This is a genomic window from Coleofasciculus sp. H7-1 (genome assembly GCF_057473865.1).
In genome coordinates this window covers 266,409-282,387 of record NZ_JBYCCT010000072.1, presented here as the reverse complement: position 1 = coordinate 282,387, position 15,979 = coordinate 266,409, and the positions used below count along the sequence as shown (strand labels likewise).

The window sequence follows — 15,979 nt, the reverse complement described above, 5'->3', positions numbered from 1 at the left end:
CTCATAAGATCGAGATTGCTTGCTATGACGCTGCCCAATTGGATTACTTTATCTCGTTTACTGGCGTTGCCAGTTCTGCTTTATTGTCTGGACAACCCAACGACTGAAACTCGCACTGTGGGTTTGGTAATTTTTCTGGTTGCAGCTGCTACGGATTGGTTGGATGGCTACTTGGCTCGTAAATTGAATCAAGTTACAGATTTGGGTAAATTTCTTGACCCGCTAGTTGATAAATTACTGGTGTTGGCTCCGCTACTGCCGCTCATTCAACTCGGTCAAGTACCAGCATGGGGCGTATTTCTAATTTTGGCAAGAGAGTTAGCGATCGCTGGTTGGCGCGTTAACAAAACTACAATTACTGGTGCTAATATTTGGGGCAAGTTAAAGACAGTCAGTCAAATCATCGCTCTAGCGCTTTTAATCGCACCCCTGCCTGTCTCATGGCAAATTCCCGCCATTGTTGCTTTCTGGATTTCCGTTGCCTTCACCTTGATTTCTGGGGTTATTTACCTTCTACCCCAAAAAAGCGAGCAACCCTCAGCGGTTAGCTAGTAGAGACACGATTCATCGTATCTCTACATTACTGATAGCTCTTTTGTGTCTTCGTGTCTTTGTGGCTGATTTAGCCTGCTTCTAGAATTTCGTTATCAACTGAGAAATCTATCTCGGCTTTGTTACGACCAGAGGCAAGATAATCTTTCTGGAACGAGTTTTTTAGTCCAGAAATTAAGTCATATTCTGGATGCCATCCTAGTTCAGTCTTAGCTTTATTCACTGAAGCGAAGAAGTGCTGAGTTCTCATCGGAAAAGCCTTGCGTTTGCCAAAGTCAAACTTTTTGGGGTCGTAGTGGAGAATTTGCAGATTCTCAGCGGACTTCCCGACAGCAACAGCACAAGCACGCGCTAGACCATCAAAAGTAACATAGCGATCGCCCGATACATTATAAATCTGTCCCACTGCCTGAGAATTGCTCAAAACTGCTGCCATTGCCACCGCTAAGTCTTTTACATGACCGAGTTGGGTGATATGCAAGCCATGTCCGGGCATGAGAATTGGGCGATCGCGCACAATCCGGTCGAAAAACCAAGCTTCCAGATCGTTATAATTTTGAGGGCCGTAAATATACGTAGGACGAATCGCTGTAAAAGGCACTTTTTGCTGTGCCAGGTAAGCTTCCGTTTCATGCTTGCCCTTATGACGACTTTTGGGATCGACGGCATCCCCTTCTACATGAGGCATCTGATCTGACTTTTGATACACACCAGCAGAACTCATGTAAATAAAATGCTGCACCCGATCTTTAAAAATTTCTACTAAAGGTTGGGTGTCGCTCAATTCCCGACCATTATTATCGAAAATGGCATCAAATTTTTCTGGAGATAACTTTTCTTTTAGTTGCGAAGCATCCGTGCGATCGCCCTGAATTTGTTTGATACCTTCAACGGGCGCTGGTTTATTTCCCCGATTGAATAGCACCACTTCATGTCCTTGTTCCGCCAAAATTTTTGTTAGATAAACCCCGATAAAACGGGTTCCGCCCATGATTAAAATTCGCATTTTTATCTTCTATTCACAACAGTTAATTTGACAATTAGACTTCAGATTTAGCTTGATTCTTAAGGAAAGGTGAGGTTTCCGGTAATTTCCACGAGCGACCTTGACAGTGGACATAATCATCAATGATTTTAACGCCACTAAGTTCTGCCCCTAAATCGCATAATTCTCTCCGTTCCTCATCTGTCAAGTAGTCATTACCGTGAAAACTACCTGATGAATGCCGAGAATCACCCCCTGAATCTAAGTATCGCTGTCTCGATAAAGCAAAAAGTTCTTTAAATCTTTGATACTTTTGTTTCCTCAGTTCAGTAGGCTCTGTCATAATTCTGACTCCGGTTCAATAGGGACAATATCGCCACTTTGCAAAAGGCGAGAAATCGGCAAGATAGGGCTAGGTGTCTCAATGTACCAAATTATTCTGTATTCATCATCGAGATTCTCCTCAGCAGGTCTAACGTTTCCAGAGCGTTGAGAATTAGGTATTGTTCTTCAGATGGTTCCACAAATTGTTAGTCTGCATAATCGCCAAAGCTGATCTTACAGCCTCAGTTGAGTTACGGCGATTTTGCCGGAAAAGCAGACATCAACATCGCTACCAGGAGTGCGATCGCGTTTGGCATATTCTCCAACATAATAAAAATTATCGCCTTCAACGCGATAGTTAACTGGCAAGGGTTGCCGACAAGGTTCGCAAAACACCACTTCAGGATCGGGATCTCCTGGTAACAAATGCGGCAAATTCACGTTCCAAAACGTTCCCGGTTCGATGGTACGGTTGAGTAGATCGGCTAAGATTCCAGCCGTCCACCCCGCCGCCACATCCCAATCAACATTTTGTTTGCCTTTACGATAGTGAGAAACGGCAATCCCCGGAACCCCATGAAAGGCTGCTTCGCGCACGGCGGCGACAGTGCCTGAAATGTAAACATCGGCTCCCAAGTTGCCACCGGCGTTGATGCCAGAAAGGACGAATTTGACAGTAGAGCAAATATGTGTTAGTGCAATGCGAACGCAATCAGCGGGAGTGCCAGCGATCGCATATTCAAAATCCGAGCGACGCCGGACATGAATCGCTTGAGTCGTCGTCACCTGATGACCGCATCCCGATAAATGGTCTTTAGGAGCCACAATCACCCCCTTGCCATTCATCGCCTTTTGCAGCGCTCGGATTCCAGGAGCGTCTATTCCGTCGTCGTTCGTTAAAATCAAAGTCATATATTTTTTGCTGAGTCGGACGTAGCCTAGACGATTTGCTCAAGCACCCATTGATTCAAATGTGAGAAGGCAACTAGATGGAATTGCATCACCAACCGATTCAGGAATCTTACACCGCCGAAAACCTCCTCCAACAGCTACTCCCGCTGAGTGATGACCAGCTCAAACAGGAGTATTTAAATTATCTGAAATGGACAGACTCCATAGTGCAGATGTTACAGCGCTTGGAGGAAAAAGCTCAGGTAGTGCGAGTAGTGAAATTAGCCTTAGAAGTGGATTTGAGGTTAGGCGCACAGCTAGCAGGAGCCGTTAAACCGGAGTTTCAAGCCGCAACCGTCGATTTAGTTGCTTCTTTAGAAGTTCCTCAAGAGTTGAAGTTTCAACTTTTAGGTATCACTGGCTCTAATAGTGCAATTCCCAGCCTACTCCCAGCGCTTCACCACTCAGACGCTAAGGTGCGTGAAAGTGCAGCTTATGGGTTAGGTTCCATCGGCACCGATGCAGTAGTGACAGCGCTGCTGGAAGTATTGAACGATGAGGACTCTGGTGTTCGCTTGAGTGCAGCCTATGGATTAGGTTCTATCGGCACCAATGCGGCAGTGCTGGGACTGCGACAAGCCTTGAACGATGAAGACTTTCAGGTGCGCGAGAGTGCAGCTTATGCCCTTGGTACTATTGGCACCCAGGCAGCCGTAGGGGTGCTGCGGCAAGCCTTGAACGATGAGGACTTTGATGTGCGTGGGAGAGCTGCCTATGCTTTAGGTCAAATCCCCACCGAGCAAGCAGTGTCGGCGCTGCTGGAAGCTTTGAACGATGCAGATTTTCGGGTGCGTTACAATGCTGCCGATGCCTTAGGTCAAATTCCCACCGAGCAAGCAGTATCGGCGCTACTGCAAGCGTTAAATGATGAAAGCTATCGGGTGCGTCAAAAAGCAGCCGAAGCGTTAGGTTCTATTGGCACCCAAGAGACGGTGATGGCGCTACGGCAAGCGTTGAACGATGACGACTTTGATGTTCGCCGAAGAGCTGCTTATGCTTTAGGGAAAATTGGCAGCGAGGAGGCGGTGGCGACACTGCTGGAAGTTTTGCAGGATCGAGACTATCGGGTGCGCGAGAGGGCTGCATTCGGCTTAGGCGTTACCGGCAGCCCGTTGGCAGTGTCGGGGCTGCTGGAGGCTTTGAAAGATGAAGATTATGAGGTTCGCAGTTGTGCTGCCTTTGGGTTAGGTTTAATCGGCAGCGCATCGGGAATGTCGGGGCTGCTGGAAGCTTTGAAGGATCAAGACTTTTATGTTCGTAGGGGTGCTGCCTATGCTTTAAGGAAAATCGGCAGAAGAGGCATCGCTCCTGCACCTGCCCAAGCGGCGGTAGCTGGGCTGTTGGAAGCTTTGGAAGATGACGATTCGTGGGTTGGTTGGATGGCTGCCTATGCCCTGGGTTGTATGGGCAAAGAGGAAGGTGTAGCGGCGCTGCTGCAAGCTTTAAACCATCCAAACTTTGATGTTCGAGAGAAAGCTGCTGAGGCTTTAGGGAAAATCGGCAGTGAAGTGAGCGTCGTGGGGCTGCGACAAGCGTTAAATGATGAAGACTTTGGGGTTCGTCAAAGTGCTGCCGCTGCGTTAGAAAAAATTGGCTCCCCGGCTGCTGTGGCGGGACTTCTGGAGGCTTTGCACGATCGAGACTATCGGGTGCGCGAAAATGCTGCCTCTGCTTTAGGCAGAATTAGCTGCCCGATTGCCGTGACAGGGCTGCTGGAGGCTTTGGACGATGCAGACTATCGAGTGCGCGAGAAGGCTGCGGAGGCTTTAGGCGAAATCGGCTCTCCGGCTGCGGTGGTGGGGCTGTTGGAGGCGTTGAACGATGAAGACGCGACTGTGGGTGGAAGCGCTGCTTGGGCGTTAGGTCAAATCGGCACTCCAGCGGCGGTAGCGGCATTGCGACAAGCTCTCAACCACCCAGACGCTAGCGTTCGGGGGAGTGTTGCCTGGGCATTAGGTCAAATCAGTAGCCCGTCGGCAGTAGGGGCGCTCAGGCAAGCTGTCAACCACGAAGACGTTAGCGTTCGTGAGAAGGCTGCCTACAGTCTGGGGAAAATCGGCAGCGCTGGAGCATTGCCTCATCTGCGCCAGATGCTATTCAAACCGGAGAATAGCGTTGCTCTTAGCACGATACTTGATGCGATCGCTGCCATTCAAGAGCGCTGCGGTTACTACAACTACGCGATCGCCTAGTCTGTACTAAATTAGCGATCGCGCTATGTAAAAAAACAGGCATTTTCAATTCAAAAATTGGTGGAAATTGCCTCCACGGGACAGGTGGGAATGCACTGTTCGCAGACAATACAGCGCGATCGCGTAAAATTTAGGCGAAATGTCTGCGGTTCTAGAGTCAAAGCTTCTGTGGGGCAAACGCCAGTGCATAACCCGCAGTGAACGCAACTGTCTTCATCAATCACTATCTCTCGGCTGGCAAAAGAAACGCTGATGTCTTGCGATCGCATCCACTCTATTGCCGCATCCAGCGCATCAATATCGCCCAAAAGTTCCACCACTAGCTTCCCAATTTGATTGGGTGCCACTTGGGCGCGGATAATATTTGCCGCCACATTAAAATCCTTCGCCAGCCGGTAAGTCACCGGCATTTGAATGGCTCGTTTGGGAAAAGTCAGCGTTACTCGTTTTTTCACAGCTTTAAGTTTTAATCCCCTGATATCTGTTTTAACTTAAAAATTCCCTCAAAAATTTCTTGAGTCGGGCTTGACTCTCCATTTAAATGGAGAGTTTATAATGAGTTAGTTCAAGAACAAACTAACCACTAGAACAGTGAAGGATTAAAAATGAACAAAACTAAGCCCAATAAAGCGGTAATCGGGGGAGTTGTGGCTGCCCTAGCTCTGCTAGCGCTGACAGTCGCTCCAGCCCTCGCCGGTAGTTGTGGCGACTGCGGGATGCCTGATTGCACAACCCCCTGTTCAAACTGTTGAAAATTGGCTTTGGTTATTTAATTGGGCGCTAGTGTACTTAGTGCCATTTTCTTCCCGGCGTCAGCGTTCTGACGCCGGGTTTTTTGTTTCTAAAACTGTTTGCTAGCCGTTCTCCTCGATCCAGAGCTTGATAAGCATAAATACTTAGAATTAACTGACTGCTGTAGGCGATAAGGATTTAAAAAATTAACTAGAGTTAAACTCAAAGTAGGAATTGATAACTTGTAATAAATCGGTTATGGCTGCGAATTTACCTAACTCGCCAGTGGCATCCCCAGAGAAATCTGAATCGACAATGGGGAGACGCATCAGAAATTTCTTGATTGCCCTAGTAGCGATCATCCTCAGCGTTGCCCTATTCTTGGGACTGCAAACTGAGACAAGTTCAGTTTCCCTGGACACCCAAGCTGAGCAATCTACACCCTTAGAAGCGGCTTTGAGTAATGGCAAGCCGACGCTGATGGAATTTTATGCGAACTGGTGTACCAGCTGTCAGGCGATGGCAAAGGATCTGGGCGAATTGAAAGAGCAGTATGCTGATTCGATGAATTTTGTGATGCTGAATGTGGATAACAACAAGTGGTTGCCAGAAATGCTGCGCTACCGCATCGATGGGATTCCCCATTTTGTATATTTCGGCAACAACGGAGAAGCGATCGCTCAAACTATTGGTGAGGTTCCTCGTCCCGTTATGCAGGCAAACATTGACGCCCTCGTTGCCTCTGTACCTCTGCCTTACGCCCAAGCTGGGGGACAGGTTTCTGCCTTCCAATCACCCGTTACACCAGCCAAAGCCAGTCAGGATGACCCTCGCAGTCACGGTAGCCAAGTAAAAAGCGATTAAAAATTACTTTTCACTTGGCTGTTAGAAGATTTTTGGGCTGATGCTGACGATACTCGGCTTAGTCGCTGGCGGGGTTGGAGTTGCCTTGCTACCAGCTAATGTCCAAAATCTTCAACGCAAGGATGTCTTCTACAAAAACATCGCTGAATACACACCAACTGTCGCAATGGCGGCTGTATGGCGACGAGACGATGCCTCAGCTACTTGGCGCGAGTTCTGGGAAGTGACAAAAGCGATCGCGCAAACTCACTCAAAAGCCTCTTCATAATAAACGCTCATACGCGATCGCTTGCCTCCATTTGAGCGACACCAATAGAGATAGCCCAGAGGCTTTTTTCGGCAAAGTTCTTTACAATGCAAGCCCCTGGTAGCAAGGATGTTTATACTATCTCTAAAAAAGAGGTTTTGGACAGTAATTCCAGTATTGTGCAGGCATCCATAACCCCTGTAGTTTCAAATTTTGCAGCCGGTACAAAAAGGCAGCACCAATCGTTATGTGATCTGCAACATCAACTACGCGACGATTATTCGCTTGAGCCAGATAAGAACCCTTCACCCATTCATTGAACGATCCCATCGCGGGACCACACCAGATTTGATAATCCATTTCACGACCTTTCTCACCAGCATTAGACCAGCGGGAGGATAACCCCAAATACGAGCGAAAAATCAGAGCCATTTTACGTTTGGGATTGTTATCTGCTCTGGTTATTTGATCCGGGTCGCGTTGAGAAAAATAAGCAACGGTATCTTCCCAAACTGACTCTAGACTCTTCCTGAATATTTCTTTTTCTAATTTCTCTCTTTCCACAAGAGGAATTTCTTCAATTGAGTCATAGTTCTTGTAGAAATCAAAGAGTTTTTGCGCCCGCATTGCGAAGAGAGTGCCACGTTTAAGGACTTGTAATTTCACCCCCATTTCAAACATATCCGCCGCTGGTGCCATACTGACATCAGCCATCCCCGCTTGAGCTAGCAAGTTTTTGGTATGAGTAGAAGCTCCAGCTTCAAGACAAGATTGGTTAATGGAGCCAGTCACCACATAAGCGGCTCCCATCATAAATGCCCCTAATGCTGACTGCGGTGTACCAATTCCTCCAGCAGCTCCAACTCTAACAGGTTGTTCATAACCATATTTTTCTTGAATTTCATCCCTGAGAGCCAGAATCGAAGGCAGGAGACAAACCAGCGGACGATTATCTGTATGACCGCCAGAATCGGCTTCTACAGTGATATCGTCAGCCATAGGAACTTTTTCAGCTAAAGTAGCTTGCAACTCAGTAATTAAGCCTTGAGCGACCAATTGCTTGAGCATTTTGGTTGGTGCTGGTTGCAAAAATTTAGTGGCAACTTCTGTCCTAGAAATTTTGGCAATTATTTTGTTTTTGATCTCGATTTGATTCGCTGAATTGACACTGAGTCCGGCTGCCCGATAATAGACAATGTTGGGCGTCAAATCCAGAAATGCGGAAGCTTCTACCGTAGTTACGCCATGTTGGAGATATAGAGCGATCGCACCTCGCTCAATTGCAGCTTCACTAGGACTGTGGATCAAATTAAATGCGTAAGGTCCTTGGGGCAGTGCTTGCTGAATGCGGTGAATAGCAGTTTCAATTCTGGAAGGAACTAAGCCAGCGGCACCAAAGGCACTGAGAATTTTCTCTTTGCCAAGGGCAATCACCATTTCTTCTGAGGCAATGCCATTAGCCATTGACCCAGTACTATAGGCATATTTTACGCCATGAAAAGTGAGAAAATTTGGATCTCCCAACTGTTGTGTAAGCAGCGGCGGTACAGCCGTCAAAGTTTCTACTGATTCAGTTTTGCCGTTATTAGCATCGCCTAAATAACCTTCGTTAGTGATGCCAATTTGACCTTGCTTGCTAACGATGTAACAGGGTTTATCTAAATTCAGCAGTTTAGCCTTGATACCTTCTTCATCAAAAGCTACAGAACTTAAAGAACCCTGCCATACTGGATTTTGATTGTTCGGATTTCCTGAGAATCGAAGACCATTTTTGTTTTGCGTCAAAGGTATTGCCAACATAGTTTCTTTTTCCAATTCAAGTCAACAACAGATTTTAGATTGTAGATTGTAGGTTGGGTTGAGGTACGAAACCCAACAAATGCTTACTCTTGTTGGGTTTCGTACCTCAACCCAACCTACACAGGGAGAGGATTTTCTAACCCTAACTGAACCGTAATGTGACATTGCTATAGCAGATTGTAGTTGGGTTTCGTACCTCAACCCAACCTACACAGGGAGAGGATTTTCTAACCCTAACTGAACCGTAGTGTGAGTTTGGTAGATTTTAATCAGACTCAACTAAACAAAGAGCGATGTCTTTGACTTCATATATTCTCAGATTGGGTTTCCACAAACTGGCATCACCGATTAGGGTGACTTTGTTTGGGGTAATATCAACTTTGGAAATATGAACCTCTAAATACATCTCGGTATGACCATGAGGAATCTGTCCGCGATATTTCCAAATTATTTGATGGTCGATGAGTTGAACGAAACGGGGAGATTTGAATTGTTTTCCTAAATCAAATTGCAAAGCATAAACTTGCATCGCTTGCAAAATTGCCTCGATTCCTAATGAACCTGGCATGACAGGGTCAAGGTAAAAATGACATTTGAAATACCAGTCATTCGGCTTTACCTCTTTTCTGGCATAGATGTAGCCTTGCTGATAGTTTCCACCTCCCTCAATAATTCGTACTTCATTGAGGAGGTCTAACTGATAGTGAGCGAGACGATAATGTGGTCGAGCCTGATTAATACGATAAAACTTGGCTCTACTTTCTTGACTCCTTAAGTCTATTTTTGCTTTAGGTAGTCCAGTGGTATTTTCAGTTTCGTACCAGGGTGGAACATCCTTACCGCGATCCAGTCCTACCTGATTTGCCAAAGATTGGGGACTGAAATGACCAAATGCGGCATTTCCTTCATAAAAGGGTTCGCCATCGCAAACCATTTGAAAATCAAAACTTTGAATGATTACTCCTTGAATATTCGATGAAGAAAGCAATCGCGCTGTATTAGTAATCGTCTTTCCTCGGATATCTATATCCTTGAGAATGCGACCCTGTCCATCAAGATTGCGGAAGTACAAGTCTTGATTCGGATACAGCAAAGTGGTTCCTAAATAAGCAGAAAGAAAACCACATGGTTGTAGAGCTATCTCCATTAAAATTGAGTACGGTATCGTCGGAGATGAGTTTTGGCGATAATACCAAGGCTCCGGGGGAACGTCATATTCGGTGACGATACTGGAATTTTTTGTTAGTTGATGGCGTTTACCATTCACTTCCAAAACGCGATGCACTAAATTGAGATGAGTATTAGGCATCCGCGAAGCTTTGACGCTACCGTTGTCATAAATCTCGAATTCTGGCCCAAAACACTTAGCAACAGAACCTAGACAAAATTCGGTGACTTGCTCTTCATTTAATAAGGCTGGTTTCCGGGGCAATTCAGTCTGCTGTAGAGATTGTTTTATCGCTTGTTCAACAGGAATTGATTGATTGGGATTCTTTTCAGATAACTGCAAGCCCAGGTCTTTGAAGTGAACAACAATTTTGCCGTTCAGGATGATTTCAACGTTACATTTTGCATAAGGTTTTGGTGTAATGCCAATTTCAGTGATTTCCATCCGATAAATTAATTTTGCAGAAATCGGAGTAACTTGTCCCCGACAACGTACCACCTGTGGCAAACCTGGAATCGGTTGAAATCTGGCATCGACAGTGTAGGTTTGCAATCCTAAATAGAGGAGATAGAATTGCAACAATTGACCGCAACCTTCTGCCATCAGGGAACCAGCCATCACCTGATCGTCTTTGAAGTGGCAGGGGAAATACCAATGATCCGGGTCGAGAGTTTTTTCACCGATAATTAGACCTAAACCCCAAGCCCCTCCTGTGGGTTCTACTGATGTAACGAGATCGATCATGAGCATTGCCTTTGGGGGCAAGCGCAGGGAGGGATTTAAGCCGTTTTGCCAATAATGGTCTCCTAAGCAGGCAGCAATATTACCCTCGGTGAGGTGTAACATATCTGACTCATCAAGGCTTGATTTTTGACAGATTAGCAGAGGCTCAAACTTTTGCTTTCGAATCCTGCTGCGCTCTTCAAGTTCTTTATCGGAAACAATAATTCCCTTTCCATTTTCGAGTTGTTCGTCGGAGAAGAATCCAGCACAGCCTCCGTCCATTTTGAGGATCATTTTCTCCCCGACGAAACACTCGTAGCTAAAGAAAAATAGTAGGTTATCTCCGCTTCGTACAAAAGAATTTATGCGGATGTCATAACGCAGGGTTTGTCCTTCTTTAGGTAAATCATCTAGAAACGTCAGGGTGCAATCAAGCAAGCGATAAACCAGATCGCCTTTATTTTCAAAATCGATTCCTAGATAGCTGATTAATAATAAATCGCATTGACCTGATTCTACGCTGATTGCCCAAGGAACTTGACCATCAACCGCGTACCAAGCATTCTGAGGAATATCGTATTCGGTTGTGATTGAAGAGGGTTTGAAGCTATTTTTTTCCCCATCAAGTTTAGTAACCCTGCTCACCAAGAGATAGGGAGGAACTGGCAGCCGCACTCGCCGCGAATAGGAATCGATAATTTCATAGTCTTGACCGAAGACACGGGAAATTTTCCCTTCAGCAAATTCCAGCAAATCTGCTTCATCCCAAACAATATTAGAAGGCTTTGTGTAATGATTCGGCTGAGAATTTGAAGTTGCAGGGGCTAGCTGACCATTGTTCTTAACGGATATATTTTGATTCAATAATTGTTCGGCTACAGCTATTTGTAGCTGAAATATTTTCATCATTTGTTTTTGATTGTTATTTGTCTGTTGTTGGTCTTTGGCTATTGTCATGACTTTTGACTTATCACTCCTGTTTGCTATCTCTTTTTGGAAAATTTCACAATTTTCAGCGGTCAATATTTTAGAATAAATTCGGCTTCCACCCAAAGTGACTTTTTTAACAATTGATTGACGTTGGATGGATTTTTCTGGTGCTAGGGAATAAAGTGGGGACAAATCCACAGAGACACCGTGACTCAGAAGTTTTGCTAAAACCCTGACTACGCCAATCTGGTCATCAACGCCTTTGGTATTTATGGACATGGCGATATGCTCTTTTTGTTTGAGAGTTTCACCTATCCATCGGGAACAGTTGTTACCAGCACCTAGTTCGACGAAGATTCTGGCACCATCTTTGTAGACACTGTTAATAAGTGTAGGGAAATCGACCGTTTGACAGCAAATTTTGGCGGCGTTATGGGCAAGATAATTAGTATCCAGCTTAAGAGGAGCGTAATCTACTCCAGAATAGAACTGAATATTGGGTACATTTTGAATGGGAATTGAGTGCAGTTCAACCAGTCCATCATACTCAGCATTTGTTGGTTCGCAGTGCAATACGCTATCAAAATTGATGGGAAAATATCTGCATTTGAGAGTTTCAATAACTCTTAAACAAGCTTTCGGATCTCCACCAATTACTACTTCTTCTGGAGTATTGATAAACGACAGATAGACACGTTCTTCACGCGCTAGAACTGACTTTACTGCCGATACTGGTGCTTTGAGAACATAGGAAATCCAGAATTTCTCCGAGCGATCGCTTTCTGATAACCCCCAAAACCTACGTGCTGCTAAACAGGGACCACATACGTGGGTTTTAAATAGAGGAGAGGAAGTGAATACTTCACTTAAATTCCCATAATTATCACTCCATACTCCCAAGGCAAACAGCATACCGCTAGCTTCACCCAAACTATATCCAAATGCGACTTGGGGTTGGACTTGGAAATACTCTCTGAGAATCAGAGTATATAGCACTGCCAAACTGATTCCGGTTTGACACATGGTGACTCCATCACCGAAAAATTCTGCCTGTTTCTCTGCTTGTGCTTGAGTTGAAAGTTTCTCTAAACTCCTGGGATAATGTATTTTTTCGTGCATTACCTGACCTGGAACGGGAGTCAGGGTTGAGAAGATATCGTAAACTTTAGGAAACATCTGGAAGATGTTCCGTCCCAGTCCAAGATCGGAACTCCCCATACCGGGGTAAACAAAGGCAATTTTACCCTGTTTTCCTAAAGGTTTCGCTGTAAAATAGCTGCCAAGCGGTGTTTTCCATTCTCCGCCTGTTTCAAAAGTTTTGTTGATACCTGCGATCGCTAAGCGAATTTCCCGCAGGATTTCCTGTTTATTAGAACCGACAATCGCTAGCGTATAAGTCGCCTGGGGAGATTGTCCAAAAGCAGTAAAGGTCTGTGTGGCTGCAACTGATAGATCGTTACCAGTTTCAATAATATTCTGTAGCGAATTAAGCTGTTCAAGTAAAGCAGATTGATGATTAGCTGTGAGGGGAAATAGATAGAACGGCGTTTGTTCCAGATACTTACTGTGGCGCTCTGTTTGACTCAAATCTTCCGATAGAATTAAGTGAGAATAGGTGCCATCTATTCCTAAACCGTTGATTGCAGCGACTCTCTTAGATGCTTCGGGTTCTAAAAACCAAGTTCTCGATTCCGTAGCAACATAAAAAGGACTGCCTTGCCAAAGCTGCGGCATTTTCGGACTAGACCATTGGGGAGTAGCGGGAATGTATCGATGATATAGGCAGAGGGCAGTTTTAATTAAACTTGCCATCCCGGAAGCGGCATAGGTATGACCAATGTTAGCTTTGACACTACCTAAGCAACAACTTAAGTTGGGTTGGGAAGTCTGATAGGTAGAGAGCAAACCTGTGATTTCGGCTTCATCTTCCGGCGCTACGCCACTGCCAAAAACTTCCAGATACCCGATGTCTGTTGGTTTAATTCCTGCTAAATTGAAAGCTTGCTCTACAGCTTGTGCGACTACGCGATCGCTCGTCGATTTATTATTAGCATTATCCTGAATTAAGCTGATAGCATCAATAACGGCATAAATTCTATCTTGCTCTTTTTTGGCTGTTTCGTGCCGCTTTAAAACTACAGCACCTGCGCCTTCACCCACCATCCAACCATTAGCGTTTTCATCATAACTGAGGGTATTAATTCCTGTATTGATGGGGGCTAATTGATGGCGGAATAATACGTTTTCCAATCCACCGGATAAATCGACAGCACCGACGACTACAGCATCTACTTCCTCATTAGAAAGAAGTAATTGGGCGACTTCTAAAGCTTTAAAAACTGAATTTTCTTCGGCAGAAATGGTGAATGAAGGGCCAGAAAAATCCCATTGTGCGGAAATCCGGCTAGCCATCACATTGCCGATGAAACTGGTGTATCTGTTGACTTGCGCTGGAGGATGCAAGCTATCTTTGGCAAGAGTTTCCAGTTCGGCAATCCTTTCAGGAGGCAAAGAAATATTCGCTTGTTCGAGGCTTTCTTTGATTTGCCAAGATAAATCACAGCGACCGCGATATTGATGTAAGGTAAGTTCTGTACCCATTGCCACAATTACGGCGACATTTCCCCCAGGAGCAAGTTTTGCATCTTTGATGGCGTTGTCAGCCACTTTTAGCATTAATAGCTGTTGAGGAATCAGTTGATCTTCGTCGCGGGGCGGTATTTTGAAATTGAGAAAATCGAGTTCAAAATCTTGGATATATGCTCCCAAAGGTGCTTCGCCGTTTGCTAAGCCGTATTCTTGAAGTAATTGGGGATGCTCTTCGATGCCTTGCCAACGCTGAGGCGGAACGGGGATGAAATGCTGCGTTCCGTCATAAATAGTGCGCTCGAAGGCATCTAAGCCGTTACAGGAGCCAAAGAAGGCATCCATGCCGACGATCGCTAATGAGTTTTGGATTGGGGATTGGGAATACTCCGTCTCTGCTACCGTTGCCTCTGAAGATTCTAAAATTAAATGGGCATTGGTACCACCAAAGCCAAAAGCACTAACGGCGGCGCGTTTTGTAGGTAGTTGGTGAGGCCAAGGTGTAGCGGAAGTGACCATCTGCTTAGCAGCGATCGCGCCTTTATCCGAACTGAGAGGATCGGTTACGTCGATTGTCGCCGGGATTACCTCTTCGGTCATGCTCAAAATTACTTTGATTAAACCAGCAACACCCGCAGCAGTCAGCAAGTGACCAAAATTGGACTTAACAGAACCAATCAGAGGTGCAGTTTGATACTGACCGAAGAAGGCTTCCATCGAGTTGAGTTCGGTGATATCTCCAACAGGAGTACCAGTGGCATGACACTCAACATAATCGATACTGTTGGGAGTAATTCCAGCTTCGGTATATGCCCGTTCAAATGCTAAGATTTGTCCTTTAGGATTGGGACTGAGGACGAATTTGCCTTTTCCGTCATTGGATAAGCCAATACCGCAGATTGTGGCGTATATGCGATCGCCATCTCGCACCGCATCGCTATATCGTTTCAGGACAACTATTCCTGCGCCTTCTCCAGCAACCAGTCCTCCTGATGACTTATCAAAAGGATGCGATATCCCATCTTCTGGATAAGCTTGGAAGATGGAAAATCCCATATTAATGAAAAACGGATCGGCGCAACTCACAGCACCCGCTAACATTAAATCGGCTTTGCCGGATAATAGATAATTACAAGCTAGTTTGATCGCATAAAGCGATGACGCACAAGCTGCATCCAGGGATAAATTTATACCGGATAGAGACAAAGCTTGGGCAATAACTGCTGCTGGATATCCGGACATCATGCCATTCAAGGCTGATGTATCGCCTGATGATTTCTCTAACCGGAAAGATTCTTTTTGTAAAAGTTGCTGAAGTGCTGAATCGAGAACTTTATGATAAATCGGTGCGAATAAACGGTGAGAAAAGCGGGTAGGAAAGGACAGGTTGCCCAGAATTACACCGCATTTTTGCAATACTGATATATTGTTTAAATAACCGCTATCTTGTAAAGCTTGTTTTGAAACATAGAGAGGCCATTGATAAAGCTTGTCTAAGTTTTTTAGTAATTCCGGCTCAATCTGATACCCGCTGGCATCAAACTGAAAGTCTCGGATATAACCTCCTTTCATACAATAGTATTTATCTAGTTTTCCTTTGGCAGGATCGTAAAAACATTGGGCATTTACCCCCATCTGCTCTTCAGTCGCTAAAGTTTTTAAATCTTTTTTAGCTATTAGATTTTGCCAATATTCCTCTGGGTTTTCTGCACCTGGAAATAGACAAGATAAACCAATAATTGCAATTTTTTGCATTCTATATCCCTGAAATATAGCAATCCCGAAATGATTTGGGCAATTTACCTATAAATTGTTATTGAACCACAAAGACAGCAAGAACACAAAGGAAGAGTGAAAAAGAGACTGGCTACCAACCTAAAACGGGACAGTAGCCAGGGAGACAGCTTCTTGTGTGTGTCATGCTT

The 15,979-nt window shown here is 45.1% G+C and carries 11 protein-coding genes; 5 read left to right on the top strand and 6 right to left on the bottom strand.

The window, feature by feature from the left end:
• Positions 1–24: 24 nt before the first annotated feature.
• A complete protein-coding gene (gene pgsA, locus AC2VDX_RS21425; RefSeq protein ID WP_378184619.1) occupies positions 25–552 on the top strand; it encodes a CDP-diacylglycerol--glycerol-3-phosphate 3-phosphatidyltransferase in 528 nt (175 codons plus the stop codon).
• A 70-nt stretch (positions 553–622) separates the two neighbouring features.
• Here the strand turns inward: pgsA and AC2VDX_RS21420 are convergent, their stop codons facing one another.
• The 3 genes from AC2VDX_RS21420 to surE all read right to left on the bottom strand — a co-directional run bounded on the left by AC2VDX_RS21420 (position 623) and on the right by surE (position 2,773).
• A complete protein-coding gene (locus tag AC2VDX_RS21420; protein ID WP_378184618.1) occupies positions 623–1,558 on the bottom strand; it encodes an NAD-dependent epimerase/dehydratase family protein in 936 nt (311 codons plus the stop codon).
• Between the two features lie 34 nt (positions 1,559–1,592).
• Positions 1,593–1,880 carry a hypothetical protein gene (locus AC2VDX_RS21415; protein WP_378184617.1) on the bottom strand — a complete coding sequence of 96 codons (288 nt, stop codon included), beginning with the start codon at positions 1,878–1,880 and terminating at the stop codon, positions 1,593–1,595.
• 215 nt (positions 1,881–2,095) lie between these two features.
• Complete coding sequence (gene surE, locus AC2VDX_RS21410; RefSeq protein WP_378184616.1) at positions 2,096–2,773, bottom strand: 5'/3'-nucleotidase SurE; 678 nt, start codon at positions 2,771–2,773, stop codon at positions 2,096–2,098.
• Positions 2,774–2,850: 77 nt separating this feature from the next.
• Here surE and AC2VDX_RS21405 point away from each other — a divergent pair, with 77 nt between their 5' ends.
• The gene (locus tag AC2VDX_RS21405; RefSeq protein ID WP_378184615.1) at positions 2,851–5,004 is read left to right on the top strand and encodes a HEAT repeat domain-containing protein; all 2,154 of its coding nucleotides are present in this window, start codon (positions 2,851–2,853) and stop codon (positions 5,002–5,004) included.
• A 50-nt stretch (positions 5,005–5,054) separates the two neighbouring features.
• Here AC2VDX_RS21405 and AC2VDX_RS21400 read toward each other — a convergent pair whose 3' ends face one another.
• Positions 5,055–5,459, bottom strand: coding sequence for an NIL domain-containing protein (locus AC2VDX_RS21400; protein ID WP_378184614.1), 405 nt, complete (start codon positions 5,457–5,459; stop codon positions 5,055–5,057).
• A gap of 150 nt (positions 5,460–5,609) precedes the next feature.
• Here AC2VDX_RS21400 and AC2VDX_RS21395 point away from each other — a divergent pair, with 150 nt between their 5' ends.
• From AC2VDX_RS21395 to AC2VDX_RS21385, 3 genes are all read left to right on the top strand, one after another.
• Positions 5,610–5,756, top strand: a complete 147-nt coding sequence (locus tag AC2VDX_RS21395; RefSeq protein WP_378184613.1) for a hypothetical protein — start codon at positions 5,610–5,612, stop codon at positions 5,754–5,756.
• A gap of 238 nt (positions 5,757–5,994) precedes the next feature.
• The gene (locus AC2VDX_RS21390) at positions 5,995–6,600 is read left to right on the top strand and encodes a thioredoxin family protein (protein ID WP_378184612.1); all 606 of its coding nucleotides are present in this window, start codon (positions 5,995–5,997) and stop codon (positions 6,598–6,600) included.
• A gap of 40 nt (positions 6,601–6,640) precedes the next feature.
• Positions 6,641–6,868 (top strand): LysR substrate-binding domain-containing protein, encoded by a 228-nt coding sequence (locus tag AC2VDX_RS21385; RefSeq protein WP_378184611.1) that lies wholly within the window; start codon positions 6,641–6,643, stop codon positions 6,866–6,868.
• Between the two features lie 123 nt (positions 6,869–6,991).
• Here the strand turns inward: AC2VDX_RS21385 and AC2VDX_RS21380 are convergent, their stop codons facing one another.
• Both AC2VDX_RS21380 and AC2VDX_RS21375 read right to left on the bottom strand, forming a co-directional pair.
• Positions 6,992–8,647: a PfaD family polyunsaturated fatty acid/polyketide biosynthesis protein gene (locus AC2VDX_RS21380; protein ID WP_378184610.1), complete on the bottom strand. Its 1,656-nt coding sequence runs from the start codon at positions 8,645–8,647 to the stop codon at positions 6,992–6,994.
• Between the two features lie 265 nt (positions 8,648–8,912).
• Positions 8,913–15,809: a PfaB family protein gene (locus tag AC2VDX_RS21375; protein WP_378184609.1), complete on the bottom strand. Its 6,897-nt coding sequence runs from the start codon at positions 15,807–15,809 to the stop codon at positions 8,913–8,915.
• Between the last annotated feature and the right edge of the window lie 170 nt (positions 15,810–15,979).

Excerpts from the sequence above, each read along its gene's own strand:
- AC2VDX_RS21380 (WP_378184610.1), bottom strand. The coding sequence starts at position 8,647 with ATGTTGGCAATACCTTTGACGCAAAACAAAAATGGTCTTCGATTCTCA.
- AC2VDX_RS21405 (WP_378184615.1), top strand. The coding sequence starts at position 2,851 with ATGGAATTGCATCACCAACCGATTCAGGAATCTTACACCGCCGAAAAC.
- AC2VDX_RS21375 (WP_378184609.1), bottom strand. The coding sequence starts at position 15,809 with ATGCAAAAAATTGCAATTATTGGTTTATCTTGTCTATTTCCAGGTGCA.
- AC2VDX_RS21420 (WP_378184618.1), bottom strand. The coding sequence starts at position 1,558 with ATGCGAATTTTAATCATGGGCGGAACCCGTTTTATCGGGGTTTATCTA.
- AC2VDX_RS21415 (WP_378184617.1), bottom strand. The coding sequence starts at position 1,880 with ATGACAGAGCCTACTGAACTGAGGAAACAAAAGTATCAAAGATTTAAA.
- pgsA (WP_378184619.1), top strand. The coding sequence starts at position 25 with ATGACGCTGCCCAATTGGATTACTTTATCTCGTTTACTGGCGTTGCCA.
- surE (WP_378184616.1), bottom strand. The coding sequence starts at position 2,773 with ATGACTTTGATTTTAACGAACGACGACGGAATAGACGCTCCTGGAATC.
- AC2VDX_RS21390 (WP_378184612.1), top strand. The coding sequence starts at position 5,995 with ATGGCTGCGAATTTACCTAACTCGCCAGTGGCATCCCCAGAGAAATCT.
- AC2VDX_RS21385 (WP_378184611.1), top strand. The coding sequence starts at position 6,641 with ATGCTGACGATACTCGGCTTAGTCGCTGGCGGGGTTGGAGTTGCCTTG.
- AC2VDX_RS21395 (WP_378184613.1), top strand. The coding sequence starts at position 5,610 with ATGAACAAAACTAAGCCCAATAAAGCGGTAATCGGGGGAGTTGTGGCT.